This window comes from Vibrio sp. L85 (genome assembly GCF_963871815.1).
Lineage (GTDB): Bacteria > Pseudomonadota > Gammaproteobacteria > Enterobacterales > Vibrionaceae > Vibrio > Vibrio harveyi.
Genome location: NZ_CAWMYL010000116.1, coordinates 142659 through 168228, shown reverse-complemented (window position 1 = coordinate 168228; position 25570 = coordinate 142659). Strand labels below are relative to the sequence as shown.

24 protein-coding genes, 1 tRNA gene and 1 pseudogene are annotated in these 25570 nt (G+C 43.3%); 6 read left to right on the top strand and 20 right to left on the bottom strand.

The window, feature by feature from the left end; translation table 11 throughout:
• The first annotated feature begins 375 nt into the window (after nt 1-375).
• The 4 genes and pseudogenes from AACR11_RS12910 to AACR11_RS12900 all read left to right on the top strand — a co-directional run bounded on the left by AACR11_RS12910 (nt 376) and on the right by AACR11_RS12900 (nt 2877).
• A complete protein-coding gene (locus AACR11_RS12910) occupies nt 376-624 on the top strand; it encodes a hypothetical protein (protein WP_079324767.1) in 249 nt (82 codons plus the stop codon).
• Nucleotides 625-963: 339 nt separating this feature from the next.
• Complete coding sequence (locus AACR11_RS29865; protein WP_416316084.1) at nt 964-1278, top strand: transposase; 315 nt, start codon at nt 964-966, stop codon at nt 1276-1278.
• Nucleotides 1167-1826, top strand: a pseudogene (locus tag AACR11_RS12905) (transposase); the annotation flags it as partial. The gene AACR11_RS29865 and the pseudogene AACR11_RS12905, both read left to right, overlap by 112 nt.
• A gap of 658 nt (nt 1827-2484) precedes the next feature.
• Nucleotides 2485-2877 (top strand): hypothetical protein, encoded by a 393-nt coding sequence (locus tag AACR11_RS12900; protein WP_079324765.1) that lies wholly within the window; start codon nt 2485-2487, stop codon nt 2875-2877.
• A 383-nt stretch (nt 2878-3260) separates the two neighbouring features.
• Here the strand turns inward: AACR11_RS12900 and AACR11_RS12895 are convergent, their stop codons facing one another.
• The 5 genes from AACR11_RS12895 to AACR11_RS12875 form a co-directional block, all read right to left on the bottom strand.
• On the bottom strand, nt 3261-3452 hold the full coding sequence (locus AACR11_RS12895) for a helix-turn-helix transcriptional regulator (RefSeq protein WP_053052850.1): 192 nt from the start codon (nt 3450-3452) through the stop codon (nt 3261-3263).
• A gap of 93 nt (nt 3453-3545) precedes the next feature.
• Nucleotides 3546-4811 carry a tyrosine-type recombinase/integrase gene (locus AACR11_RS12890; RefSeq protein WP_079324763.1) on the bottom strand — a complete coding sequence of 422 codons (1266 nt, stop codon included), beginning with the start codon at nt 4809-4811 and terminating at the stop codon, nt 3546-3548.
• Between the two features lie 339 nt (nt 4812-5150).
• Nucleotides 5151-5238 (bottom strand) — tRNA-Ser (locus AACR11_RS12885).
• A 144-nt stretch (nt 5239-5382) separates the two neighbouring features.
• On the bottom strand, nt 5383-5832 hold the full coding sequence (locus tag AACR11_RS12880; RefSeq protein WP_005441741.1) for an L-alanine exporter AlaE: 450 nt from the start codon (nt 5830-5832) through the stop codon (nt 5383-5385).
• Between the two features lie 572 nt (nt 5833-6404).
• Nucleotides 6405-8825: a hybrid sensor histidine kinase/response regulator gene (locus AACR11_RS12875; RefSeq protein WP_029789034.1), complete on the bottom strand. Its 2421-nt coding sequence runs from the start codon at nt 8823-8825 to the stop codon at nt 6405-6407.
• Nucleotides 8826-8919: 94 nt separating this feature from the next.
• Here AACR11_RS12875 and AACR11_RS12870 point away from each other — a divergent pair, with 94 nt between their 5' ends.
• Nucleotides 8920-9489 carry a YecA/YgfB family protein gene (locus AACR11_RS12870; RefSeq protein ID WP_005450287.1) on the top strand — a complete coding sequence of 190 codons (570 nt, stop codon included), beginning with the start codon at nt 8920-8922 and terminating at the stop codon, nt 9487-9489.
• Nucleotides 9490-9555: 66 nt separating this feature from the next.
• Here AACR11_RS12870 and AACR11_RS12865 read toward each other — a convergent pair whose 3' ends face one another.
• The 8 genes from AACR11_RS12865 to AACR11_RS12830 all read right to left on the bottom strand — a co-directional run bounded on the left by AACR11_RS12865 (nt 9556) and on the right by AACR11_RS12830 (nt 17269).
• The gene (locus AACR11_RS12865) at nt 9556-10722 is read right to left on the bottom strand and encodes a glutathionylspermidine synthase family protein (protein WP_029789032.1); all 1167 of its coding nucleotides are present in this window, start codon (nt 10720-10722) and stop codon (nt 9556-9558) included.
• A gap of 5 nt (nt 10723-10727) precedes the next feature.
• Nucleotides 10728-11297, bottom strand: a complete 570-nt coding sequence (locus tag AACR11_RS12860; protein WP_029789030.1) for a DUF1190 domain-containing protein — start codon at nt 11295-11297, stop codon at nt 10728-10730.
• An 8-nt stretch (nt 11298-11305) separates the two neighbouring features.
• Complete coding sequence (locus AACR11_RS12855; protein WP_005450290.1) at nt 11306-11722, bottom strand: DUF350 domain-containing protein; 417 nt, start codon at nt 11720-11722, stop codon at nt 11306-11308.
• The gene (locus AACR11_RS12850; RefSeq protein WP_005450291.1) at nt 11722-12765 is read right to left on the bottom strand and encodes a potassium channel protein; all 1044 of its coding nucleotides are present in this window, start codon (nt 12763-12765) and stop codon (nt 11722-11724) included. The genes AACR11_RS12855 and AACR11_RS12850 overlap by 1 nt, the downstream gene beginning before the upstream one ends.
• A gap of 132 nt (nt 12766-12897) precedes the next feature.
• Entirely contained in the window at nt 12898-13959 is a 1062-nt protein-coding gene (nadA, locus tag AACR11_RS12845) for a quinolinate synthase NadA (RefSeq protein WP_005450292.1), read from the bottom strand.
• A gap of 246 nt (nt 13960-14205) precedes the next feature.
• The gene (gene manA, locus AACR11_RS12840; RefSeq protein ID WP_029789029.1) at nt 14206-15393 is read right to left on the bottom strand and encodes a mannose-6-phosphate isomerase, class I; all 1188 of its coding nucleotides are present in this window, start codon (nt 15391-15393) and stop codon (nt 14206-14208) included.
• Between the two features lie 39 nt (nt 15394-15432).
• On the bottom strand, nt 15433-16107 hold the full coding sequence (locus tag AACR11_RS12835) for an HAD-IA family hydrolase (protein ID WP_029789028.1): 675 nt from the start codon (nt 16105-16107) through the stop codon (nt 15433-15435).
• A 73-nt stretch (nt 16108-16180) separates the two neighbouring features.
• A complete protein-coding gene (locus AACR11_RS12830) occupies nt 16181-17269 on the bottom strand; it encodes a glycerol dehydrogenase (RefSeq protein ID WP_029789027.1) in 1089 nt (362 codons plus the stop codon).
• Nucleotides 17270-17598: 329 nt separating this feature from the next.
• On the opposite strand from AACR11_RS12830, the gene AACR11_RS12825 reads away from it, so the two are divergent.
• Complete coding sequence (locus tag AACR11_RS12825) at nt 17599-18468, top strand: AraC family transcriptional regulator (protein WP_017819053.1); 870 nt, start codon at nt 17599-17601, stop codon at nt 18466-18468.
• 3 nt (nt 18469-18471) lie between these two features.
• On the opposite strand, the gene AACR11_RS12820 is transcribed toward AACR11_RS12825, so the two are convergent.
• From AACR11_RS12820 to AACR11_RS12790, 7 genes are all read right to left on the bottom strand, one after another.
• Complete coding sequence (locus tag AACR11_RS12820; protein ID WP_026138354.1) at nt 18472-18807, bottom strand: PTS fructose transporter subunit IIB; 336 nt, start codon at nt 18805-18807, stop codon at nt 18472-18474.
• Nucleotides 18808-18935: 128 nt separating this feature from the next.
• Nucleotides 18936-19613 (bottom strand): fructose-6-phosphate aldolase, encoded by a 678-nt coding sequence (locus AACR11_RS12815; RefSeq protein WP_029789024.1) that lies wholly within the window; start codon nt 19611-19613, stop codon nt 18936-18938.
• A gap of 103 nt (nt 19614-19716) precedes the next feature.
• Entirely contained in the window at nt 19717-20580 is an 864-nt protein-coding gene (locus AACR11_RS12810; RefSeq protein ID WP_029789023.1) for an SDR family oxidoreductase, read from the bottom strand.
• 1 nt (nt 20581) lies between these two features.
• Nucleotides 20582-21457 carry a [formate-C-acetyltransferase]-activating enzyme gene (locus tag AACR11_RS12805; protein ID WP_029789022.1) on the bottom strand — a complete coding sequence of 292 codons (876 nt, stop codon included), beginning with the start codon at nt 21455-21457 and terminating at the stop codon, nt 20582-20584.
• Complete coding sequence (locus tag AACR11_RS12800; RefSeq protein WP_017819048.1) at nt 21423-23723, bottom strand: formate C-acetyltransferase; 2301 nt, start codon at nt 23721-23723, stop codon at nt 21423-21425. Before AACR11_RS12800 ends, AACR11_RS12805 begins: the two co-directional genes overlap by 35 nt.
• A gap of 133 nt (nt 23724-23856) precedes the next feature.
• Nucleotides 23857-24180, bottom strand: coding sequence for a PTS fructose-like transporter subunit IIB (locus tag AACR11_RS12795; RefSeq protein WP_029789019.1), 324 nt, complete (start codon nt 24178-24180; stop codon nt 23857-23859).
• A gap of 103 nt (nt 24181-24283) precedes the next feature.
• On the bottom strand, nt 24284-25357 hold the full coding sequence (locus tag AACR11_RS12790) for a PTS fructose transporter subunit EIIC (protein WP_026138351.1): 1074 nt from the start codon (nt 25355-25357) through the stop codon (nt 24284-24286).
• Nucleotides 25358-25570: the final 213 nt, after the last annotated feature.

Sequence of the window (25570 nt, the reverse complement as noted above, 5' to 3'; positions counted from 1 at the left end):
ACATTTCTAATGGGGAGAAAAGAGGACATTTCTATCGGGGATTGACAACCACAACTTTATGTTGTTTTAACTTAAGAGCTTCTTTGCTTCGATTTGAAGCCATTCAAATGTGTTTTTGGCTCTCCATGCATTTCCATTTGATGCTAAAGTTTTTCAAATGACAAAATAGTGACTTGTAGAGCAACTTCTAAAGCATCGTACTTTTTTATTTCATTCAAACTCATAACACCATCCCATAGTTATGTACCCACAGTCTTACATTAGCACTTAGTTGCATATGATGTAGTTGCTTTTGGTCTCAGTTTATTAAGAATGTTCAGTAACTCACTCAACGTAGTCTTAAATATGATGTGTATGAGATAAATGGTATAAACCGTGAAATTAAAAATTTATTTTAAAACACGTAATAACAACGCCTTTGAAATCGCTTCATATCAAGAAAATTACGAGACTATTGTTGCTCAGTGGTTTTCGTTAGGCTGCACACAAGAATTGAGCTCTTTTTTCCTTGTGCTATGCGATGATGATGGTGAGTGTTTGGATGCAAAATATCTTTCAAAAAATAATTTTAGTCGATTGCTGATAGAGTGGGATTGCTTTGGTTTAAAAGAAAGTAATGAGTAATTTAACGTAACGCTCATTGTGCGAACCTAACATAACATAACCTGAGCCAACCCTTTTAGCTAGTGCCATTCAACCGAAGCGCTAGCTCTCCCTAACTCAAGTTCCCATACAAAAAGTAATTTGTGAATTGCTAATTTAATTAGGTGCTCTAAATGAGTTTTGTCCATAAGTATTTTAGCCCATAGAAAAATCAATTGTGCACTTCTATCTCACCCCCTCTGGCAGGATTGTTGTCACTGTTAAAATTTAACCAGTTTGGGTGGTAATGAGTGGATTTTGAATCGCATTCCAACAGAAAGAAAAGAAGCCATATTGAAGAAGCTACAGCCTCCTTATTCAATGTCTGTAAGCCAAGTAGCAAAAGAGGAAGGTATTAGCACTGCAACCTTGTATCATTGGCGGCAGCAACTTAGACGTTCAGGAGCCGCTGTGCCAAATAGTAATACTTCATCAGAGCAGTGGTCTGCTCAAACTAAACTCGCCATTGTCGCTGAAACTTACTCGATGACGGAGAATGAACTCAGTCAGTATTGTCGCGAGAAAGGCAGGCTAAGCCAACAAGTTATACGGCAACAGGTCCCAATCAAGTGTACACATGGGACATTACTTACTTGCCATCTAGGGTTCGCGGTCAGCATTACTATCTCTACGTGATTGAAGATATCTATAGCCGAAAAATCGTTGGCTATGATGTCTACGAATGTGAATGCGGTGAGTTAGCCTCACAGTTATTACAGCGGACGCTGATGCGCGAGCAATGCTTTAATCAGCCACTGGTACTGCACTCGGACAATGGTGCGCCAATGAAGTCACTGACGTTCAGAGCGAAAATGGATGAGCTTGGTATCACCTCATCATACAGTCGCCCCAGAGTCAGTGATGATAACCCGTATGTTGAGTCGCTATTCCGTACCGTGAAGTACATGCCTAGCTGGCCAACAAAAGGCTTTGAACAACTCGATGCAAGTCGTAGTTGGGTTGAGGCATTCGTACGTTGGTATAACACCGAGCATAAACACAGTAAGTTAAATTACGTCACGCCATCAGAGCGTCACAATGGCAAAGATAGCGAGATTTTAAGACGTCGTTCTGAAGTGTTGTTGGTAGCAAGAGAACGATATCCTGCGCGTTGGTCAGGCAAGATTAGGAACTGTGAACCCGTTGGTGAGGTTCATCAAAATCCAGAAAGAGAAGCCACTTAATAACTAAGCGAATGATGACAACAACCTTGAAAAACGCCGCTCAGAAGTGCCCTTTTTTCGTTAGTAGCTTTATTTATTCATATCTCATTAATCGGGCTTTTACCTTACAATAAATTATCAAAATGTAATTCATCTAGAAGCGTAGCATTTCTTGGGATTTTAGATTGCACCTGCTATTCAAAATTTCTGATTTTAGTTTTAAATTCTAAGTAAATAGGCTATAGAAAACACATTTTTGCCCTGTTAATCGAGATCAAAGCGTCACAAACTTTCAAAGCGATTTTGTACTCTCTGGGTATGGATTTCTTCTTTAAACGCTATTAACGTTTTCTCGGTCGAAGGAAACCTGATTTTGGATAGCTAACTCGTCTATTTACCAAAATAGGAATAATCATCACCAAGAAATCTTTGTACGATTGATTCTCCTGCTCAATGAAACACCAACCAACATTGATGCATGTCATTAGTTGGCATTGCACTTAAGTGTATAGTTAATCGTCAAGTAGATACCCTCGGGCATGCCCGGGGTACTTACTGGTTACAACGCTAAAGCGTTGACCAAAATTACAAACAGCTAACGCTGTAATTTTGAAATTGGCATTCATCCACGGGTAACCCCGTGGTTTTCTGTATGCACAGAATAAAAACGAGAATTAAAATGGCTAGGTTCTTAATGATTGTTGGGCTTTCAATCCTCTCTCAGCAATCCTATGGCGAAGGTATGATGACACATCCGTATACGCCGATGTGTAGTGAGTCTTTCTCTGGCAACACTCATTATGAAGTATGTAGAGATTATGATGATAATATTTGGCAGAAAAACTCCACTGGTGTTGGTAATAAAACATATCTTTACGGTGTAGATGTGCTCGGCAATAGGTGGTCAGGAGTGAGAGAGGTAAAGGGAAAAAAAAGTAAAACGAGTTACTATGATAAACAAGGGAAATTAATTGCTACTCGCGAATGCCTCACTTTAAATTGTAAGGATGAACTCATAAAGCACTATCAAATGTACGGTGTTTTAGACGTTGGTCCAAACTCTAAATCATAGCTACTTATTTTTCACTCGAGGCTGTTAATTCTCTCTTAATGAAGGGCTTGGTTTAAGATATCGCTCGTTGTGCGCACCTGCCCTAATCTAAGCCAACCCTTTTAGCTAGTGCCATTCAACCGAAGCGCTAGCTCTCCCTAACTCAAGTTCCCATACAAAAAGTAATTTGTGAATTGCTAATTTAATTAGGTGCTCTAAATGAGTTTTGTCCACAAATAAGCTAATCCAGCGACATCAGCATTGTGAACACCAAACGATTCGGTCGTACTCTACTTTTCTTATCTCAGTAAACACTTGATCAATTATGCTGTAAACCAACTTAACAGTGTGTGGTGGCTCTTAACTCAGCACACCACACATTATACAAGCTAAAGAAGCACATCTTACTCAACCCTGCGCTCATCAATACGCCCTTGCATCCATTGGTTAATCTCTTCCTCAATCCATCCAACACTTCGCGCGCCTAATTGAACGGATTGAGGAAATGCTTTTCCGTCTGCATAACGATAAATCGAACTTTTTGATAAGCCAGTCAAGGCAATAACCTCTTTGAGGCGAATGATGCGTAGAGACATAGCGACACTCCCGTATTTAATTACATATCACTATGAATATGGTTAAGAAAACGAAAGCACTCGAAATTAATGACGCATTTTTCTTACGTTTAATTATATTTTTCTCACTTTCTCCCCAAACTCTAAATGCGGCACCATGTTTAAAGTGCGATAGCCTGTTACAGAAACACTGCCGTAACTCGCTTCTTCAATTCTTTGACTCCACCATTCCATTAAGGGGCGACGACGTTCTAGATACGTCGTCCGATTGTACGCCTTCCGAATCGCATTTTTATCTGAATGAGACAGAGCAGCCTCAATAACATCACTATCAAACCCTTGCTCATTAAGCGTTGTTGATGCCAATGAGCGTAATCCGTGAGCTGTCGTTCGACCTTGGAATCCAATACGTCCTAACGCCTTATTGATAGATTCAGAATCCGTGTGCTTTTTAGGGTCTCGAATCGAGGGAAAAATAAATTCTCTGTGTCCACTCACTGGTCGGATCATTTCCAATATAGCCATACATTGCGCTGTTAATGGGATTATATGTTCGCGCCTTGCTTTCATTCTTTCGGCAGGAAGAATCCATAACCGTTGTTCAAAATCGATTTCACACCAACGTGCCGCCGCCGCTTCGATTGGGCGTGTCATCGTATGCAGTTGCCACTCAATAAGACATTTTGTTGTAATTGCCATGTTTCCTCTGGCTATTGCTCGCACTAACTCGGGCAACTCATCTGGGCTTAAGGCTTTCATATGAGTGACTTTCGCTTTTCTAAAAACTTCTCTAATACCACTGAGTGGGTTTGAATGTATAAGTCCAGCATTGACAGCGTACGTCATCACTTCGTTGATCAACTGCGCGGTGCGCTTTACGGTCTCTAAATAACCAGCCTCCTCGACAGGTTTAAGCGCCGCTATTGCCATTGGGGCTGATAACTTAGTAATAGGGATCGAGCCAAGCATCGGGAAAGCGTAGAGTTCCAACTTTCGCCAGTTACCCTCGATGGTTTTAGGCGAGATACGGTTTTGTTTCGTGTCCATCCACAAGTAGGCAACTGCTTTGAAGGTATTAGACTGTTCAGTGGCTAACTTCGCTTTTTGCTCAATTTTGAGCAGTTGCGGATCAACACCCTCAGCAATGTTTTTTCTGAACTCTGTGGCTTTTGATCTAGCTTCAGCTAATGAGACATCTGGAAAAGAGCCAATGCCTGCAAATGTTGGTTTGCCTGTTGAGGGTTTGGTGTATCTAAACTCCCAAGATTTCGCCCCACTTTTTCTTATATGAAGATAGAGGTTTCCGCCATCTCCCAGTCGATAGGCTTTATCGCGAGGTTTTGCATTCGATACTTCTTTTGCCGTTAGTTTTGCCATCATCCCCTCCTTAGAATTGAAATTTAGCCAAACTGTATGCAGTTTTTCGACCTATCCTGCTCCCTGAAATTTTCGGTATGCAAAATAGGTGAATGATGATTTTTCAATGAGATAAAAGGTGGGATAAGAAACTTGGCAATCCTGCTCCCCACAAACCTGTATGCTGAATTTTCGACGCAAATGTATGCCGATTTTTCTCACAGCTTAGAAGCATACACTTTGGCATACAATAAAGTTTGGGATAGTAAAAGACGGGTGATACGTAGTGAAACTGTTGATTCGTTCAAAAACAGAGAGTTATAAAACGAGAAAAGCCCCTAGAAACTTCTAGGGGCTCGAATGTGGCGGTGAGTGAGAGATTCGAACTCTCGATACGTTGCCGTATACACACTTTCCAGGCGTGCTCCTTCAGCCACTCGGACAACTCACCGAATCAAATTGTGGTTAGCATCATTGGCTAACGAGGCGCTAATTTAATGATTATGTTCCTGATGGTCAAGGCTAAACACGAAAAAAAGCGCCCTTTTGCGTTTGTTTGCTCACTATCTAGCTAAATTGCGCAAAACTGGGGCAATTAGGCTTCTTGATAGTAACCTGGAACTCGGAACCAACGGCGACACTGATCTAAGAAGTAACCGTAAAGGACACCCATGCCACATGACACAACTGCATTACTTGCTACTGCCGTGATGATTTGGTCAGTTGACGCGCCTACTGCCAGCAAAATGCCCGCATAGACTGGAGATTGGAACAATACGTACGCCACCAAGTCAGACACATTCTTCATAAACGAAGAGGGTGATAGTTTGTTACCTTGGCGTAATACCCAATCACGGAACATACCGTAAGGCCATGCAATCGCGATGTTTACTGGGATAGACAATGTGCGTGATGCTAAAGACTGCTCAAACGTCATACCCGAAATTAAGATCTCGATAATCATCCCTGTAATAAAACAAAAAACCACCATAGCAAAAGTATCCGCTGCGGCATTGCGAATACAAAATGGTCCACGAGACTTCATTTACAACCTCTAAAATCAAATACTAATAAAAACAACATCTATAAAATCATTTACTGCATTTAAAACCACATAGCAGTTAATGACACTATTAAATCACATAATTTTCAGTTTATGATTCCGTTTTAAAATATGAGTTGTAAATTAATAACTAACTTTCAAAGCAAAAGTAGCAGCTTTCACCAAAATCAGTAAAAAGCCCCATAAAACACTTCAAAATGGAGTTTTAAAACGTAATTTATTTACTTTTAAGCCAGTTAGCTCGCGAGAAAACACAGAAAACTAGAGAAATATCTGGCAAATGAATTTCAAAAAGATCGTCTTATGCTATTGGATCAAGCAAATTCAGAGTAAACACGAAGTTTATAGAATGGGAAGTGAAGATGGAGGTTATACCCAAGTAACATCGAGATGCTAGGTTCAGCAAGGATGACTTGGTTTGTAGGCGCAGCGGCGATTTAAAGATCTAGTTACTCTAAATCGAGAAATGACAACGCTCTGAGTCCTGCATCTTGAAATCACTTGGGTATAAGTAGTATAGGAAGTGCCCTACACTACTTAGTGAATGCACGGAGTTAGTGTTCTGCTAACAGTACCGTCAGTTGGTCGATGTCCTCTTGCTCAGGGGTAAGTGCTTTACTCAAATAGTCTTCGATGCGTTGGATAACTTTATTCAGTTCATCAGAAACATTTGGTTTGGCACTTTCGAAAATGTGAGAAAGTGTCGTCATTGCTTGTTCCAAGTTGCCATCATCTAATGCCATATAGAAGTTCAGCAACAATGCCTCGGCGTTTTGAGGTTTAGGTTGTTCTCCGCTTTGCTTGTCTTGGTATTGATAAAGTATCGACGCATGACGATACAAAGCATCATCGAGTTCTGATTCAACAATCGGTTTGGCGATGATATGGTTTGCTCCGACATCTAACATACGCTCCTGCGTTTCTTTGAAGACGTCTGCAGTACAGCCGAAGATCAAAACCGAGCGAGCTGGTGCATCCATAGAGCGAATAACAGCAATCGCTCCTACGCCATCAAGTACTGGCATGTGGTTATCCATCAACACCAAATCAAATTCATGCTTCGACACCTGCTCTACTGCTTGCTGCCCATTCTCGACACAAACGCATACAAACCCTTTAGAGCGCAAGAAGGTCTCCATAATGATGGTGTTCGTACGGTTGTCTTCCACGATAAGCGCACGTAAGCCTTGGCAATCAAGTTTATGTGTATTAGATGCTTCTAACACCCCAGCCTCACAAGGGTTGAGCTCAAGTTCGACAATAAACTTGGTGCCAATACACTCTTGGCTTTGAACAGTAATACTCCCGCCCATATGCTCTGAAATCTGCTTCACTATCGCCAACCCAAGACCCGTGCCGCCATATCGACGTGTTGTCGACGATTCTGCTTGTTCGAATGGTCGGAAAATGCGTTTCTGCGCATCAGGGCTGATACCAATCCCTGTGTCTTTTACACTAATGGTTAGTTTGGTTATGCCATCTTTCACATGCTCGGTCAGTTCGACTTCAACAAAGCCACGATCCGTGAACTTCACTGCGTTATTGAGGAGGTTAAATAACACCTGGCGCAGGCGTGCTTTGTCATTGTTGTACCAACGTCCAAATGGAACATTAGAAATAACTCTAAATTGCAGCCCCTTTTCGGCACATAAAGTGTGATACACACTGTTGATACTACCGAGAATCGATTCGATTGGGAAAGGCGTGTTGTCGAGCTCAATGTGTCCTTGCTCAATTTTCGAGTAATCGAGAATTTCATTCAGTAGCGTCATCATGTGATCGCCAGAATCATACAAGGTATTTAAGTGCTTTCTTTGTTCGTCAGTTAGATGAGTTTTCAGCAGTATTTGTGCGGTTCCCAACACCCCATTCATCGGCGTTCGGATTTCATGAGACAAGGTTGCTAAGAAGGCTGTTTTTGCGTTTGTAGATGCCTGCGCCTTAACCCGTTCACGCTCAAGGTAAACCGTCTTTTCATTGAACTTGGTGATTAAGTGCCCGATTTCATCTTCACTCTCATAGGCGATATCAATAATGCCACCCGTTTTGGAGTCATCCACTTTCTTAGCAATTCGAACAATCGGTTCTACAATGTATCGGTTTAATAGGTAGTAACCCACCAACACGCAGAGCAGTAGAAATGGGATAACACCAGTCTCAACGCTCATTACTTGATTAAAGACTTGATCCGATACTTTGACCTTGGCATTCACCACCTCCATGCGCCAATTAAAGCCACCAAACCCGAGCTGGCTGATGTATATGTTCTTAGTAAGCTGAAAGTTGTGCTCAATCACAACTTGGTCATCGGCATCGCGAATCACAACACCTAATGAGTATTGATTTGTATGTTCACGAATGAACTGGAATAACGCTTCCAAAGACAAGTCTACGGTTGCCACTCCGGCAAAAACACCCTCTTTGTAGTAAGGCGCTGAAGCCGTGATCATCTGAACTTGCGTGAAGGTATCGATATACACGCCAGACCAACTCACTGCCCCTGCAGGTTTGTTTGCAACAGACTGGTACCAAGGTTCGTTGTCGTAACCACCAGACTCTGGATTATTGTAGGAATGGATTTGATCCAAGCTGCCGTTGTCATTCTTATTGAAGAATAAGCTTGTATATTGCCAACGTTCATCTTCCAATGTTGGTTTTGGCCATAATCCGCCACTGACGATGATGTCGTCGCTCACCGCGAGTAACTGGGGAATCGTATCTTGAAGTGAAATACTTGGTGTTGGCGTCTGCCCTAACCCTACAAGGCTATTGAGCAAACCAACGGAACTGGTTAGCGGTCCTTCAATCTGTGAGGCGAGCAATTGAGTTCGCAAATCCAAATTACGCTCAAGCTTTTCACGCACTGGTGGCTCAACAACAAGGTAAACAACAGAACCAATGGTCGCGATGAAGAAACACAAATAAAGTGTCAGGGCGAGAATGCTTTTGTTTCTGAGTGACGAACGAATTTCCATAGATGTAGACGAATCATTCCCTAATATCGATTTATCACTGATTGATTGGTAAGATTAGCCAACCAACCAGCCCATTAACAAATGGTATTCTATTTTGAAACTACAAGACATCCTTTCTCTTCCAGAACTTGATGGAAAACTACTAAACCTAGCGAAAACTCAAGGCTTTGTTACGTCTATGGCATGTGCGCCAAACGTGTTGAATCCTCAAGAGTGGCTACCATTCCTATGGGGCGGTGAAGAAACAGCACCTTTCTCTGATGGTGAGCAACTAGAACAGTACATCGATGAGATCATTCAAATGTGGAACCAAACACGCCCAGCGCTTCTGGAAGGTGCATGGCTGTGGCCTGAAGGATGCGAGCTGGATGATCAAGATATCGTATCTGCAAACACGCGTGATTTCTGTGAGGGTGTACTTCAAGGCTGGCAATTGTCTCGTGACGATTGGGAAACGTTGATGCCTGATGACAGTGAAGACAGTGCATTGCTTGGTGGCGTACTGCTTTCTCTAACTATGCTTTACGATCCAGAAACGACAATCACGACACTTGCAGAGCAAGGTATGGAAGGTCTAGAGCAGTTTGAAGAGATCTTCAACGCAATGCCGATGATGCTTTGCGGGCTGACTCAACGTGGCGTAATGCTAGCTGAGCAAGAATAAACTCACCACCCTGTGAGATACATAAGACAGAATGAAAAAGCTCTCCAATCCGGAGAGCTTTTTTGATCAATCTAGAATGACATGGGGGATATATCGCGCCATATCTTGGGTAACTAAACTGCTGTCTTCTCGAATGGAGATCCCGGCTGCTTTATCATTCACTAACCAACTGCCAATCAACGTATGGCTTGAGCCAAACTTAGGTAGCGGATGATATTGTTGAATGATGTTTTGGCTCGATTCATACGGACCCGGTGTTTTCACCAATCGCTGACCATTTTTGACAATCTCAATATTGGCACCTTCGCGAGAAAACAGAGGTTTAATGACATAGTCTTTTAAGCTAGCCGCTTTTGGATCATTGGCAAAATACGCGGGCAAAAGATTCGGATGATTTGGAAACCTCTCCCAAAGCAAGGGTAACAACGCTTTATTAGACAGAATCGATTTCCACATCGGCTCTAACCAATTCACACTCGCAGTTGCCAAGTACTGGCTGTATTCCTCTTCGAACATGAACTCCCAAGGGTAGAGTTTGAACATCCAGCGAATCGCTCTGCCATCGACATCCACAAATTGCCCATCTTGCGTCACGCCAATATCTTCGACAAAAACAAAGGCGGTTGCTAACCCAGCTTCTCGCGCACAGTCTTCGAGGTATTGCACCGTGCCTTTATCTTCTTCGGTGTATTTGCAACAACTAAAATGCAGCGTTTGACCCGGCTGCAATTTGGCAATATCGGCAAAGCGTTGAATCAGAAAGTCTTGCAGAATATTAAACTGATCCGCACTTTGGTGAATGCGACCTTTATTGACAACATCCTCTAACCACACCCACTGCCAAAAGCCAGTCTCAAACAATGACGTTGGTGTGTCTGCGTTGTTTTCTAATAACTTTGCAGGAGAGGAGCCGTTGTAAGCAAAGTCCATCCTCGAATAGAGAGAAGGCTCTCTTCGTTGCCAAGAGGAAGCGACTTGTGACCACATTGCTTCGGGAATCGCACACTGTGTCAGTAACTGCTCACTTCGCACAACCTGATCGACGATTTCAAGACACATTTGATGAAGCTCTTCCGTTGGGTCTTCAATGTCTTTCTCTATCTGCTCAAGGGTAAATTGATAGTAAGCACTCTCATCCCAATACGGTTGGTCGTACATAGAATGGAAGCCAAAACCAAACTGGCGTGCCAATTCACGCCAGTTTTCTCTTTCTTGTATTTCTCGTCGAAACATTTCAGTTAACCGCCGCGGCTGACTGACACAGCTTTACCAAAGCCACCGCGAGACATCGCACGACCAATCGTACCGCCACCGCGCTTATTTAGGTTACTGGTAGCGACCTTAGTGGATTGATTACGGTAAGAGCCGTAAAACTGTCCTGCACCGTTGTAATACTTCGATTTATAACGATACATCGGCTCTGAGTAATAACTTTTGTTGTAACCCTTAAGCCCACTCACCGCGCGACTGAAGAAGTAACCACCAACAAATGGGACATATGAGTGATGACGAGAACTGTAGTAACAATCATCCTCGTAAAAGTCATTTTCGCACTCATATTTGTTGTTGTAGCGCGGCGCATTTTCTTCTGCACGCGCCATTGCTTCTTGGTAGGCGATGTCACACTGCTCACTGAATTCAGGCGCGGCAGATTTACACTCGTCAGCATCGACGTAGATATAGCCTTCCGTTTCTGATTCTTGAGTTGCGAGGAAAAAAACCCCACCAAAAGCAACGAATGGAATGATTCGTCCGACTTTAAAACTCTTGTCCATTGAGGAGCGTTTTACATTGGAACTGCGTTTCATCGTTCCTCCTAGTAGGTCATGCAAGCTGCGTTAAGCACACCGACAGACACAGAGACGGCAGCTAAAACAATGCCTGCTGGTACTTCATCATTCTCAATACGCTCCGATACTTTCGGCAGCAGAATAAAACGCACAATACCAAACGCAATGATCTGTGCCAGCATCGCTACAACGCCCCATACCATGAAATCCACAATATTGACTGAGTTAGTCGCAGCGCCGGCAATAGCCAGACAGTAACCAAGAAAAGCACCACTTAACGCAACTGCCGCAGCGGTATTTTTCTCTTCCTTGATCAGATGCCATTCGTCATAAGGTGTCAATCTGACGTAGACGAACTTAAACGCCAGCACGAAAACGATCGAAACAGAAAAGTAGAGAAGAAAATTGGGAAAACCTGCCAACAGGTCGGCAATCATATGCATTATTTGTCCTTGTTCATGTCTGTCCAAGCGAAGTCATCAATTCGCTCATCGGCAATGTAAAACAGCTTAGTGCTTGGTGGCACTTGAGCATTTAAATCTGGGTTGAGTTCAATCCCGTCACCAAGATCGAACGCGATCAACGTAGCTTGGTGATGCTTCTTGATAAATCCGAAGATCTTTTCCACGCTGGTTGTCGGTTGATCTTGTGGGTAAATCACCGAGTACTGTGTCATACCCCGAGTTGAAGCAAGTAGCTCCTGATGAAGTGCGCTCGAACCCGGATCTACTGCCGCTTTCGCAAGCATCTCCGCGCCAACGGCTGGAATGCATTCCGCTTTTGGACAGTGCTCACTCAACAGTCGACCTAGCGCTTCATCTTTAAAATAAGCCAGCAAGTGTGCATCAGGATTCACTGAGGCACAATACAATGCGGCAGAGAGAGTAATATCATCGCTAAGATTATCGACAATAATACAGTTAGCATCGGTGATGTTGGCGTTTTTCATCTCTTGCGCGTCGGTGTAACTGTTCACCTTGATAAAACCAATTTCACCTGGTAATGGGTTTTCAATGTCTGAACGACTGCATAACACAATTGGGCGTTTGCCCTCTTCTTCATGCTGTAACATGCGGATAAGGTGCATGGTTCGTGCGCCATTCCAACCCAATAATACGATATGGTTATCCACTCTTACTCTCCGTTTACCCAGTATGCCTGCTCGCCAATAGTCAATTGCGCCACCAGCCACTCGCCCCAAAATGGCAGCAAATAAACTCAAACCACCAGGGATAATAAACAGAACCACAACCCACTTACCCATATCACTTGAGGGTGATAAGTCACCATAGCCAACCGTTGAAGCAGTCACCATGAGGTAGTAAATAAAGTTAGAGAAGTTTTCGGTCAGTGCATGCTCTCCTGCAAGAGCCAACAATAACCACGAGATGGCAATATATGCGCCACTAATGACGAGAAGGTTTCGGTTGCTTAATTTGAAAAGATGGGTGCTTAGCCACTTTTTCAGTACTAGCCATACAGCCATAAGTTTCCGATTCCTTTCTGATTGCTATAACTAAATACTAACCTATTGATTGTAAGAAATAAAAAAACCAGCCACATTCGGCTGGTTTTTGAGATTTAATTTAACAAACTACAGTCTAAGTAGACGGAATGACTATGCGTTGCCTTTAACTTGCATGTTTAACTGCTCGGCAAAATCTAGCATGCGGTTGAGCGGAATCAGTGACTTCACACGTAGTGCTTCATCAACAAAGATTTCGTGCTCTTCACCACCTTCACGCAGCGCTTGCTCAATTGCTTTAAGACCGTTCATCGCCATCCAAGGGCAGTGTGCACAGCTACGACATGTCGCGCCAGCCCCTGCTGTCGGTGCTTCAATCAGTTCTTTTTCAGGCACTAACTGTTGCATCTTAAAGAAGATACCTTTGTCTGTTGCGACGATCATTTGCTTTTGAGGCAGCTCTTTCGCTGCTTTGATTAGCTGACTTGTCGAGCCTACTGCATCGGCTAGCTCTACAACACTTGCAGGTGATTCTGGGTGCACTAGGATTGCCGCATCCGAGTATACGTTCTTCATCTTGCGTAGCGCATCTGCAGAAAACTCGTCGTGAACTACGCACTCACCTTGCCATAGCAACATGTCTGCACCAGTTTTGTTTGCAATGTAAGAACCTAAGTGGCGATCCGGTCCCCAGATGATTGGCTTATCTTCTGCGTCTAGATGCTCGACGATTTCAAGCGCGATACTAGAAGTCACAACCCAATCAGCACGTGCTTTTACTGCCGCAGATGTGTTTGCGTATACCACCACCGTGTGGTCAGGATGAGCGTCACAGAACTCGCTAAACTTGTCCGCCGGGCAACCAAGATCCAGTGAACATTCTGCTTCTAGCGTTGGCATTAGAATGCGTTTTTCTGGTGTCAGGATCTTTGCAGATTCACCCATAAAGCGAACCCCACCAATGATCAGTGTACTTGCTGGATGGCGGTTACCAAATTTTGCCATTTCTAGCGAATCACCAACAAAACCGCCAGTCTCTTCAGCCAGAGCTTGGATTTCAGGATCAGTGTAATAGTGGGCGATAAGTACCGCGTCTTTTTCTTTAAGCAGCTTTTTGATTCGCTCGATGTAATCGGCTTTTTCTTGTTGGCTTAATGGGATTGGTTTTGGTGGGAATGGGTAAACTGTGTCGATTTTATCTAATATGTGGCTCATTGCTCTTGCTCTACGCAACTTCCTTTAATCCGAGTATTGTAACCTTGTTGATTTTCAAAAACCAACCCGTAACCGGAATTTATAGCAGTCTAGCCGTATATCTTTGTTGTGAGTGACAATTCTGATTGTTGCAGCGAAGCATTCATTACATCAATGATCGGCAAGCGAGCCGATCATGATTTTCTGCCGTGTTTATAGTGAGGATTTAGGCTAAATCATTTGTAACAAAATCTTGGAGCCTTTTGATTAATTATATGCGCGAGCCAATTTCCCCTTTCCTTTATATTGATAACTCTTGGTATCATGACTAATGAACATCGATTCACCAACTCGGAGCTGGATACTTTCTTTATCCGACCAAATAGTTACCTCACCCTCTATGCAAAAGAGGATTTCTGCACTTCTTAAATATTGGGGAGAGGCTTCTATATCGACTGATATAATGTCAAAGCTGAAATCATCAACTGGCACGGGATAAGTTATTCGATTCTCTTTGCACAGTGGTGTTATAAGTAAATTTTCCGAAGAAGTCGGAACAAAGTTTGTGTTATCAATCAGCTCTGGAATATCGACGTGTTTCGACGTTAAACCAGCTCTTAGTACATTGTCCGAATTTGCCATGATCTCCAACGCCGTCCCTCGGATATAGGCGTGTGGTACCTCAGCATGAAGAAACATCGCATCACCAGGTGCAAGCTCAATAAGATTAAGCATTAATGGCGCAAACAACCCAACATCATCGGGATAGTATTGTTTAAATGACCGACTGTAATGTATTGCTTGTCGACTAAGAGCCGTTATCTGAGTTGCTTCATGTGCGACATACAATTCACGCAGAGCTTGCTGCTTCTTATCTCCACTTAACGACAAAATAGCACTAAAGAATGCCTTAAGTCCTTCTGCGTTTTGGCAGCGTTCCAAATGTTTCAACTCTTTATCAAGCGCTGAAAGCTGTGCAGCCCTAAATAATGCGATGATCTGCTCAATGGGCCTGAAACCGTTCATCGCTTCATAAAAAGTGAGTGCGTATACCAACTCAGGTTTATGATTTGGGTCTTTGTAATTTCGAGTATCAGCAGCAATCGGAATGCCTAGCTCGTTCTCTCTTCTATAACCAGCTTGGGCCTTTGCATTGTTAGGGTGAACTTGAATAGAAAGCGGTGTCTCTGCGGCAAGAACTTTAAGTAAAAAAGGAAGTTCTCCAAACCGAGCACTGGTGTAATCACCTAGTATTGCGGTCCTATTTTCGCCGATAACGTGAGAGAGCAACTCTCCTGTATCTTTTATCTTAGAGCAACCACTCGGGTGTGCGCCCATCCACATTTCTGCTTGAGGCTCTACGTTGGGATTTGCGATTCCGAACATAAGGTTAATAGAAGATAAACTCCCCCACTGATAGTTTTGAATAACAGTATCGAGCTTTGAAATCGACATAAACGACCTCACTTCATAAACACTTGGATTGTTTTGGCGTCATAACATCCGACTTAAGATCATCTGAAACTCGCCAAGTTCATTTTTAATAACGCTTACATCACGCCAATTGTCGACGATGTAATCCGCTTCAATGAGTGCATCCTTTTCACCATGACTAAACATACCGACAACCTTTGCTTTTGCTGTTTTTCCAGAATGAATACCCGCACTGGCATCTTCAAAACAAATACAGTTTTCAATGTTTAAGTCGAGCTCCTCGGCTCCTTTTAAATAAGGCTCTGGATCTGGCTTGCCTTTGCTAATACGCTCCGGCGTTATGAGTACGTTGGGCATCGGCAGCTTTCCGGCTTTGATGCGAGCACTGGCAACAGGAATGGTTCCTGATGTCACAATAGCCCAAGGCACCTCAAATTCGTTAAGTTGATGAAGCAACTCTTGAGCGCCAGTAATCACTTCAATGCCCGTCGTATCTCTAGCTTCCAACTCTTCTAACCAAATCACTTCATTTTGAATTTCTTGTCTAGATGCATTCGGCAAAAGTTCAGAGATAGAATCGATAGCAGGACGTCCATGAATACGAGACAGAACGTAATCAGGCTCCAAGCCTTTTTTGATCGCCCAAGTCGTCCAAGAGCGGGTTACTGAGGGAATAGAATTCACTAGCGTACCATCTAGATCAAACAATAAACCCGCAAAAGGAATCGTGATCATTTATGTTCTCCAATAGTAATCAGCCCCACTGATTTGCAGGAAAAAGCGGGGCTGAATGTAATGATAAGCAGTGCTAGATCTTGCGACGTAACCCTTCTGCATTTGCCGCTTTCATCGCTGCAAACACCATATCTGGAGTGACAGCTCGAGGTTCGTTGTGAATAGTCTCCCCTTCTGCACATGCGGCTTCAGCTACTGCCAATAAATCTTCATCGGATACATTTTCTAAACCGATTTGAGACAGAGTCGTGGGCAAGCCTACTTTTTCGCAGAAGTCATAAACAGTTGCGATGGTCTGAGCCGATTTGTCAGTAAGGAATAGAGAAGAGAGCACACCAAATGCGACTTTTTCACCATGCAAGAACGCATGTGTTGGTTCCAATACTGTTAAGCCATTATGAATCGCATGAGAGGCAGCAAGACCACCACTTTCGAAACCTAATCCACTAAGCAACGTATTTGCTTCAACAACGCGTTCGAGCGCAGGAGTGACCACACCTTGTTCGTTCGATGTTTTAGCCATTACGCCGTATTCAAGCAAAGTGTCGTAACATAAACGCGCTAACGCGTATGCAGATAAAGAACCGACGTGACCTGTCATATTCGAGGCAAAACTTTGCTGGCATGATTCTGCTTCAAACCATGTTGCTAGCGCATCACCGATCCCAGCGATGAGTAGTCGAACAGGTGCCTTGGCAATGATTTGTGTGTCGACCAAGACAAGATTCGGGTTTTGAGGAAGGATAAGGTAACGCTTAAACTCTCCTTCTTGAGTGTAAATAACGGATAGCGCACTACATGGCGCATCGCTCGCCGCCAATGTCGGTACAATAGCCACAGGAACTCTCGCTTCATAGGATGTTGCTTTCGCGGTATCAATGGTTTTACCGCCACCTAAGCCAACCACAAACTCACCCTCAAAGCTTTTCAACATGGTTGTCAGACGTGTTATTTCTTCGTCACAGCATTCACCAGCAAACCGGACCACCTCAACTTCAACGGTCTCGAGATAAGGTTCAAACTCAGAAAGTAATGTGTCATAAACAAATGGGTCACAGATCATCAGACCTTTTTTGCCAAAGCGATTGAGTTCTGCTCCGAGTTGTTTTCGAGCATCTTTACCTTGAACATAACGACCTGGAAATATAGTTGTTGTTAGCATGGTAACTCCTAGATAACTGATTTAATTTTTGCTGTATTCGAGAGCACATCTCGACTTGGAATTACCTCAAAATAGCAAGCAAAACCTCTTCATCACATAGCATATTTGTTCGTCTAACTGGAGATTTGTCTTTAGAAAGTCAAATTGTGATGGCGATACAAATAACCACCTAAGTTATTAAAAATTAATGAGGTTATATAAAGCCACTTATTATTACCTCTTGTTATTTCAAAGCAGTATCGCTTCACAAATAGAGAAAATTGTATCTAGCAGCGACACACTTGAATGACATACACTGATGTTGTTATTTGCTCACTCGGTTACTCTTGATGCTCGACAAAAACTACCTGCTTGAATCTCTTCATCATTACAAAGACCTCAGTGGGGAAATCAGTAATGTGGTTTGCGCAGGCAACTTGCCTAAGCCACCTCAACTCGCCTTTCAAGTCCATTTTCCTCGTATTGAAATGGTGTTATTCGGTGAGCTAGAGATGGAGCTAGGGAGCCAAACCGGCGTAGAACAAAAAAGAGTATTCAAGCAAGGTGACGTGATTTACTTACCAGCAGAAAGTTGGAACCAACCAAGCTGGGGAAGCAAACCCGTTGTCACTATGACTGTGATGGCTGGTAAGCAAAGTTTTGGCTTAAGTTTGTTAAGTTGGGATGGTGAGAAGTTCGACTCCGCGATCAAAGAAACGGTTTTACGTCGGGGACCTCGTGTCGGCACGTTTATTCTTAATGCCCTAGAAGAATTGACTCGACAGATAGAGTCACAAGCAACAATGAAACTATTGGTTAGTTCGCTGTTTAGCCACATCGTGGATCTTATCGAACAACCACTTGAAACGCCTTCAAAAAGTCATGCGCTATTTGAATCGGTGAGAGATTACCTAGAACAACATTATCAAGAGCCTTTGACTCGTGAATCGGTTGCCGAGCACTTCTATGTGTCACCGAACTACCTTTCACAACTGTTCCAAAAGGAAGGACAGATTAAGTTCAATGAATATTTGAATCACATTCGCTTAGAGCGCGCTAAGTTTTTGTTGGTCGAATACGATATGAAGGTAAAAGAAGTCGCGCACCGTTGTGGCTTTAAAGACAGTAACTATTTTTGTCGTGTGTTTCGAGCGCAAACCGAGCGCTCGCCATCAGAGTATCGAGCGCAATACCTCAGCGCTCATGTTGAAGAAGATTAATGTTCAAAAACTAATTTCAGCACCTCGGGGCGCTTGACGAACTTTATCGATAGCGCTCATCACCTCTTCCGTACTACGTAGAAAATGAGCAATAGAACAACGCACAACTCGACTGTTTTCAAATCGTTCCGCGCCCTCAATGTTAATATCAGAAACGATCACTGCGACATCTGCACCATCAATCAGATCTTGCGTTAACTGATTTTCGCTACCCAAAGCGCCTTGGGTTTCTACTGTCACCTTGTGACCGAGCTTACGCCCTAATTTTTCGAGCGCTTCAGCTGCCATATAAGTATGCGCTACACCGCTAATACATGCGGTTACACCAACTATTTCCATAATATAAAAACAAAAATGACCAAGCTTATAAGTGAGTTTAATCTCATTAAGCATGGTCATTATTAATCTTGGTCAGCTTTTACGTTACAACCAAGTCTACAAACTATTAGAGCGTGTACTGGATCACATTAAAGAACATCAAGAACGTTAGTGCCCTCGCCGTAAACCGTTTCCCAATCTGAAACAAACCCCGATACCCCCGAGTCAGTTAATGGATGCACAAGCAGGTGGTCAAAAACATCCGGGGCAATGGTCACAGAGTGAATGCCAGCCAGCGCCAATTGATGGACTTGTTGAACATTTTTAAATGAAGCACCAAGCACTTTCGCATCAAGGTGGTAGTTATCGATGATTTGTGCCATTTCCGCCGCAACAGCGACACCATCACCACAAATGTTATCTAAACGATTCACATAAGGAGCAAGGAATTCCGCTCCTGCTTTCGCTGCCATAAGCGCTTGTTGCGGAGTCAGGATCGCAGTGGCTGTTATGCGGTAGCCTTCTTCATGAATCAACTTCATTGCTTTAATACCTTGCGGCGTTACCGGCACTTTGATGATGATCTCTGGATCAATTAAACGCAGTGCTCTGGCTTCTTTCAGCATAGTTTCCGCATCTTTACCCATAACTTGCGCGTGTAACATACGCTCATCACCAATTATCTCACGGATATCTAATAAGATTTCTTTCAGTGGGCGTTTTTCTTTCGCAATAATTGACGGATTGGTCGTTACACCTTCGATCGGATAAAGGTCTACTGCTTTTTTGATCGCAGCAATGTTTGCCGTATCTAGCATGAATATCATGGTACTACTCCTAATTTAACAGCGACCACTCAATTGTTTGGAGTACTCGCCTGAATCTTTTTCTTGAAGAATAATGTCTATAAATCGTTTACATTCCCGCCCATTAGGCAGAAATGTAATGAAATTCTTGTAAGCATTTAGTGATTGCGGCTTTGCTCTCTGTAAACACGACTCCTTGCCCAGCCAACTTATTGGTGTTGAGTCTGACATCTCGAGTTTTGCGCGCGTCATTCACTTGAAGTAGATGATCGAGGCGACTTTGTTGCCCCAACTCGGTCAAAATATGCTCAGCAATCTCATAACGACTTGCCGGGTTATTTGCCCCCGTATGGTAAGTGCCGTATGGAATGGTGAAGATTTTTGGAAACTGCTCTATAAGTTCATGAACATAAGTTAATCCACGGAACTCATTTCTGCGCTCTTGCATCACTTCACCATTTGTTAAAGCTTGCATCGCATTCCAAACCACATTTGGATTAATGGTGGTATTTCGCTCAGGTAACCCAAATAGCCAGGTAAAACGCAAAATCCACATGTCTTCCAAAATAGAACGCAACTCACCTTCTGCTTCTAGCTTATTTTGACCATATACAGTGTCTGGTACTGGCGTATCTTGCTCACTATATGGTCCTGCTTCGATATTCCCATTGAAGACTTGTTCAGTAGAGATGAACACGAGTTTTGAACCATTTGCTTTACATGCGTTCGCTACATTAATTGCCCCTTGAACATTCACCTTGTGCGCAATGTCTGGGTGTTGGTTACAAAAATCCGTGACTGCAATTGCCGCAGCGTGAATCACGAAATCAGGTTTAAATTCAGCGAATGTTGTATCGACCGCACTCTTATTGGTGATATCAAGTTGCTCAACGTCTAACCCCAAAATATCGAACTCATTGCGATAACGGTTGATAAAACGCGTCCCAAAGAAGCCTCTCGCACCAGTGATCAGTATTTTCTTTTTCATATTAGCCTCCAATGACTACTTGGTATCCACTAGCCTGTATATGGCTGCGGATGGCTTCCACTTCAGATTGAGTAGGAACGGGAATGTCTTTCATTAGATACTCCATCCCTAAAGTCTCATATTTGTTTGCGCCGTATTGATGGAACGGCAACAGATGAATTTCTCTGATATTGAAAGGTTTTAAAAAGCGCAAAACACTTTCAATATTGATTAAGTCCAAGGTATAACCGGGGATAAGTGGTAAACGTGGAATTACGTTACATTTCTGCTCAACCAACATCTTGAAGTTTCCAAGTACTTTCTCCACGTTGAGCCCAATCACGCTTTTAGCTTTTTGTGCATCCATGATTTTAAAATCGAACAACACTTCATCACACAACTCTCCAATACGACTCAATTGCGTGCTATTACCATGACCAGAAGTTTCAACAGCGGTGCGATAACCAAGTTGCTTTAGTTTGGTCAGAAGCTCGATGGCAAAATGCGCTTGGGTAAGGATTTCTCCACCAGAAAGCGTGATACCGCCATTTGAGGTATTAAAAAACACATCATCTTTTGCAACTTGTGCTATCACTTCATTCAAAGTCATGTCCGTGCCCACTTGCTCGTACGCTCCACTTGGGCACTCTTCAACATCCATTTCACATTCATCACACTCAAGGCATAGTGCTTTACGACGCATATAAGTGATTTTGTGTGAACGTGACTCTGGGTTGGCACACCACGGACAACTCAAAGGACAACCTTTGAAGAACACCACAGTCCTAATCCCTGTCCCGTCATGGAGTGAGTAGCGCTGAATATTGAATATCCGCGCGCTACTTTTGCTTCCATTAGCTTGATCACAGCTCATGGGCAGTTCTTCGAATGATGTCATCTTGAATTTCTTTCGATAACTCGACAAAGAAAGCACTGTAGCCAGCTACTCGAACGACCAACCCTGAGTAGTCCTCTGGCTTTTCTTGCGCTTTTTTCAGTGTCTCAGCGTTCAACACATTAAATTGAATATGTTGTAACTTGAGCTTCATAAATGCGCGGATGAAATCGGACAGTTTGCTTAAACCTTGATCCCCCTCTAACGTTGCAGGTGTGAATTTCACATTGAGAAGACTGCCATTGGACAGCAAGTAGTTATCTAATTTACTCACTGATTTTAGAACGGCTGTCGGACCTAATTGATCTTTTCCTAACATTGGTGACAAACCACCATCAGCAAGCTGTTCTCCTGACAAACGTCCATCAGCAGTAGCGCCCACAACAGCACCGAGCGGCACGTGAGCAGATACGGTGTAGGAGCCCGGGGTGAACTTTCCGCCTCTAGGGTTATCGTATTTCTCTACCTCTTTACAGAATAAACGCAATAACTCAGAGCCCAGAGCGTCCACCTCATCAATGTCGTTGCCGTACTTTTCGTACTTATTCATCAAACGAGCGCGGACTTTTTCACCGTTTGGCACCTCAAAGTTGCTATCTAATGTGGCGATAAATTCTTTGAACGTGCAGCGTTTTTCTTCGAATACATAACGCTTAAGTGCATGGAGAGAATCAGACAGATTAGCGATACCAATTCCTTGAACACCAGAAAAGTTGTAACGCCCTCCGCCGTATGTGATGTCTTTACCATTCTCGATACAATCGCTGATAAATGATGAAAGAAGCGGCACTGGAGCCCAATCACGGTGACCAACATCGCAGATGTTAGAGCCTTCAATCATCAACTTAACGTAGTGCTTAATGTCTTGATGAATATCACTCATCAAGCTGTCAAAGGTAATATCTGGGTTGTTTGCATGACGTTGCATCGCGAGTTCCATGACCTTCAGGAGGTTAAACATAGCGATGTCGTGCAAGCCATAAGTCTTGCCTGGGATCGACAGCTCCACACAACCAACCACCGAATAATCACGTGCATCCTCTAGCGACACACCACGATTTAGGAAGGCAGGCACGACCACTTCGTCATTAAAGATTTGAGGAATCCCCGTCCCCAAACGAATCGTTTCTGCGGTTTTCATTAAGAAGCCACGATCCATGAACTCGTTTACGCGCACACCCAAGTTAGGTTGAGGCAGCTGCACACTTTGGTAGGCATCCAAACATAATGTGGATAGTGCATTAACAGCGCTGCGCCCTACTTCGCTCAAACCACCTAATAGAATCGTGTATCCCGTAGGGAAACCCGCAAAAAACTTGGCGCTACCTGAAGAACGTAACAGAACAATATCATTGGTCTTGATCCACAAACTTTCCAACAACTCACGAAGATAATCAGGAGACTCACCTCGTGCTAACGATTGCTCGTAAAATGGCAACATATATTGATCAAAGCGACCCAGCGATAAAGAACTCGCATTCGATTCGTATTGCAGAATAATGTTCATGTACCAGAACAATTGGCATGCTTCATAAAAACCATCTGGAGCTTCTGTTGCAATTTTGCGAGAAATAGCCGCAATCTGAATCAGCTCTTGCTTACGCTGTTCGTTATCAGTGGCTTGCGACATGTTCTCGGCTAATTCGGCATAACGATGAATATGACGAATCGACGCTTCCAACAAGATCACAACTGACTTGAAGAATTCGTTCTCTGGCTGGCTAAAACTCAAGCTTTGCAGCTCATCGAGAAGCGAACCTAAACCGTTATCTAGCAGACGATCAAAGTCGATAATAATGTGACCTTGACCTTTGTCTGTTTGGTTAACACTAAAGATCTTTTGACCAACAGCAGATTTTACCTCTAGCGGAATTTGAGCATTGATGAAGTCTTTCATCGACCGTTCAGCCCAGTAAGGTAGTAATTGCTCACGGTAGGTTGTTTTGTCTTGCTCAGAAACAAAGAATTTATCTTGAGGGCGAGATTCGAAAATATCTAACTCTTTCTCAATCCAATAAGGGTCCATTTCAGGAGAAGCAATACCCGCTCTTGGTTGTACCGTTCGATTACCAGCAATTAGCTCATCTTCACGAATAGAGATTTCAACATTGTCCATCACATAGGCAGTTGCTTTTGCACGACGAATTAATGTCGGTTCTCCTTCTGTTTGCTTATGACTTTCTGTGTACAACAGTGCACGTTCCAATGAGATTTCGCGTTTTGCGGCAAACAGTGCGGACTTAAGACGTTCTATGCGTGGGGTACTCATATATAGACTCCTGAGAATACCTAGTTGTTGAGCGATTTAATGGTTTTGTATAGCTAAGAAACCCTAACGAGAGTCACTGAGCTATACAGAGCAGAGAGACCAAAATTTCTCTGCTCTGTAATTTAGTGGGAGGCTAAGCTGCTACTGATTCAAGATGCTTTTCAATCTTATCCATCACGGCAGATGCACGTTTTACAGCATCACTGACACCGATACGTACAATGGTTTTGCCTATAAAGCGCTCAACATTTTTGATATCGATATCTTTGGTAAGAATGACGACATCAGCGGTTTTGATCGTGCTTTCATCTAACTCGTTTTCGATACCAATTGAACCTTGTGTTTCCACTTGGCAAGACCAACCTTTGGCTTTTGCTGCTGCTTCGATGGCCTCAGCAGCCATGTATGTATGTGCAACACCTGAAGGGCATGCTGTTACTGCTACGATAGAAGTCATAATTTTGTTTCCTATATTGTTTTGGAGAACTCTTAATTTTTCGTTGTTTTGTATTTACCTTGGCGGCTATTCAGCTCACCAAGCTATAAGTCTGTTCTGCGGATTAACCAATCTCGATATCAAGGTCTAAATCATCGGACTCTTCTTCTTTTTCTTGCGTGACAGGGCGACGTGCTTTCAAGAAGTTGACTAACAAAGCAGTAGCCAATGAGCCAACAGCAAGTGCGATAATGAAACTAAAGCGACCTTCAACCACAGGAAGTACAATCAAGCCGCCCCAAGCTGCATAACTTTTCACACCAAGCACTGCTGCTGTTGCAGAACCAATTGCTGTGCCAATCATGATGGACGGTAGCACACGCAATGGATCAGCAGCTGCGAAAGGAATAGCCCCCTCCGTAATACCCATCGTGCCCATTAGAATCGAAGCTCGTCCTGCTTCTTGTTCGCTGTAGTCGTAAAGCTTTTTATTGAGGAATGTTGCTAGACCCATACCGATAGAAGGCACTGCCACAGCAACGGAGGAGATACCAGCTACGTTATAGATACCTTCACCAACACACATAATGACGAACGCATACGCAACTTTGTTGACAGGACCACCCATATCAAAGGCGATCATAAGACCCATGATGACAGCGAGAAGAACGATGCTCTCGTTTTGCATACCTTTAAGAAAATCCGTCAGAGCTGCAGTCGCTGCACCGATTGGCTCACCAATCCCCCATACAATGGCACCAGCGGTGATGAAAGTACCAATGATTGGAATCACGAAGATCGGCATTACAGAGCGAGCGTAAGATGGAACTTTGATCTTCTTCAGGTAGAACACCACGATACCACCTAACAGACCGGCAAAAATTGCCCCAAAAAAGCCCGTGTTATACATATTTGCGCCGATGAACGCCGCTATCGCAGAGGGTGCTAAGGCAGAGCGATCAGCGATTGAGTAACCAATGTAAGCGGCTAGAATCGGCACCATCAATTGGAAACCAGCAACACCAATGAAGAACAGATCGTGTAACCACGTGCCCTCTTCTGGAACGGCACCTTCTCCGTAAAGCATGACCGACATTGCGAGCAAAATACCGCCAGCAACCACAAATGGGATCATGTGAGAGACACCAGTCATCAAGTGTTGGCGAGTGTCCTTAAGTATTGAGATTAAGTCTTTCATAGACTTCTCCTTGGATAAGTTTTTTAAACTGTTTCACGTAAAGGGTTAAAACTTCAGCCGGCCGTGCTTTGGTATCTAATATAGTGAGCAATAGTACTATTCAGTTAGAGGACAAAAGTTCTATTTACTGGATTTTTGTTCGATTAAAAAGAAAAGTTGATCTGTATCTCGAAAAATACCCAGAATGAAACAAGAACAATTAAAGCCTTCAAA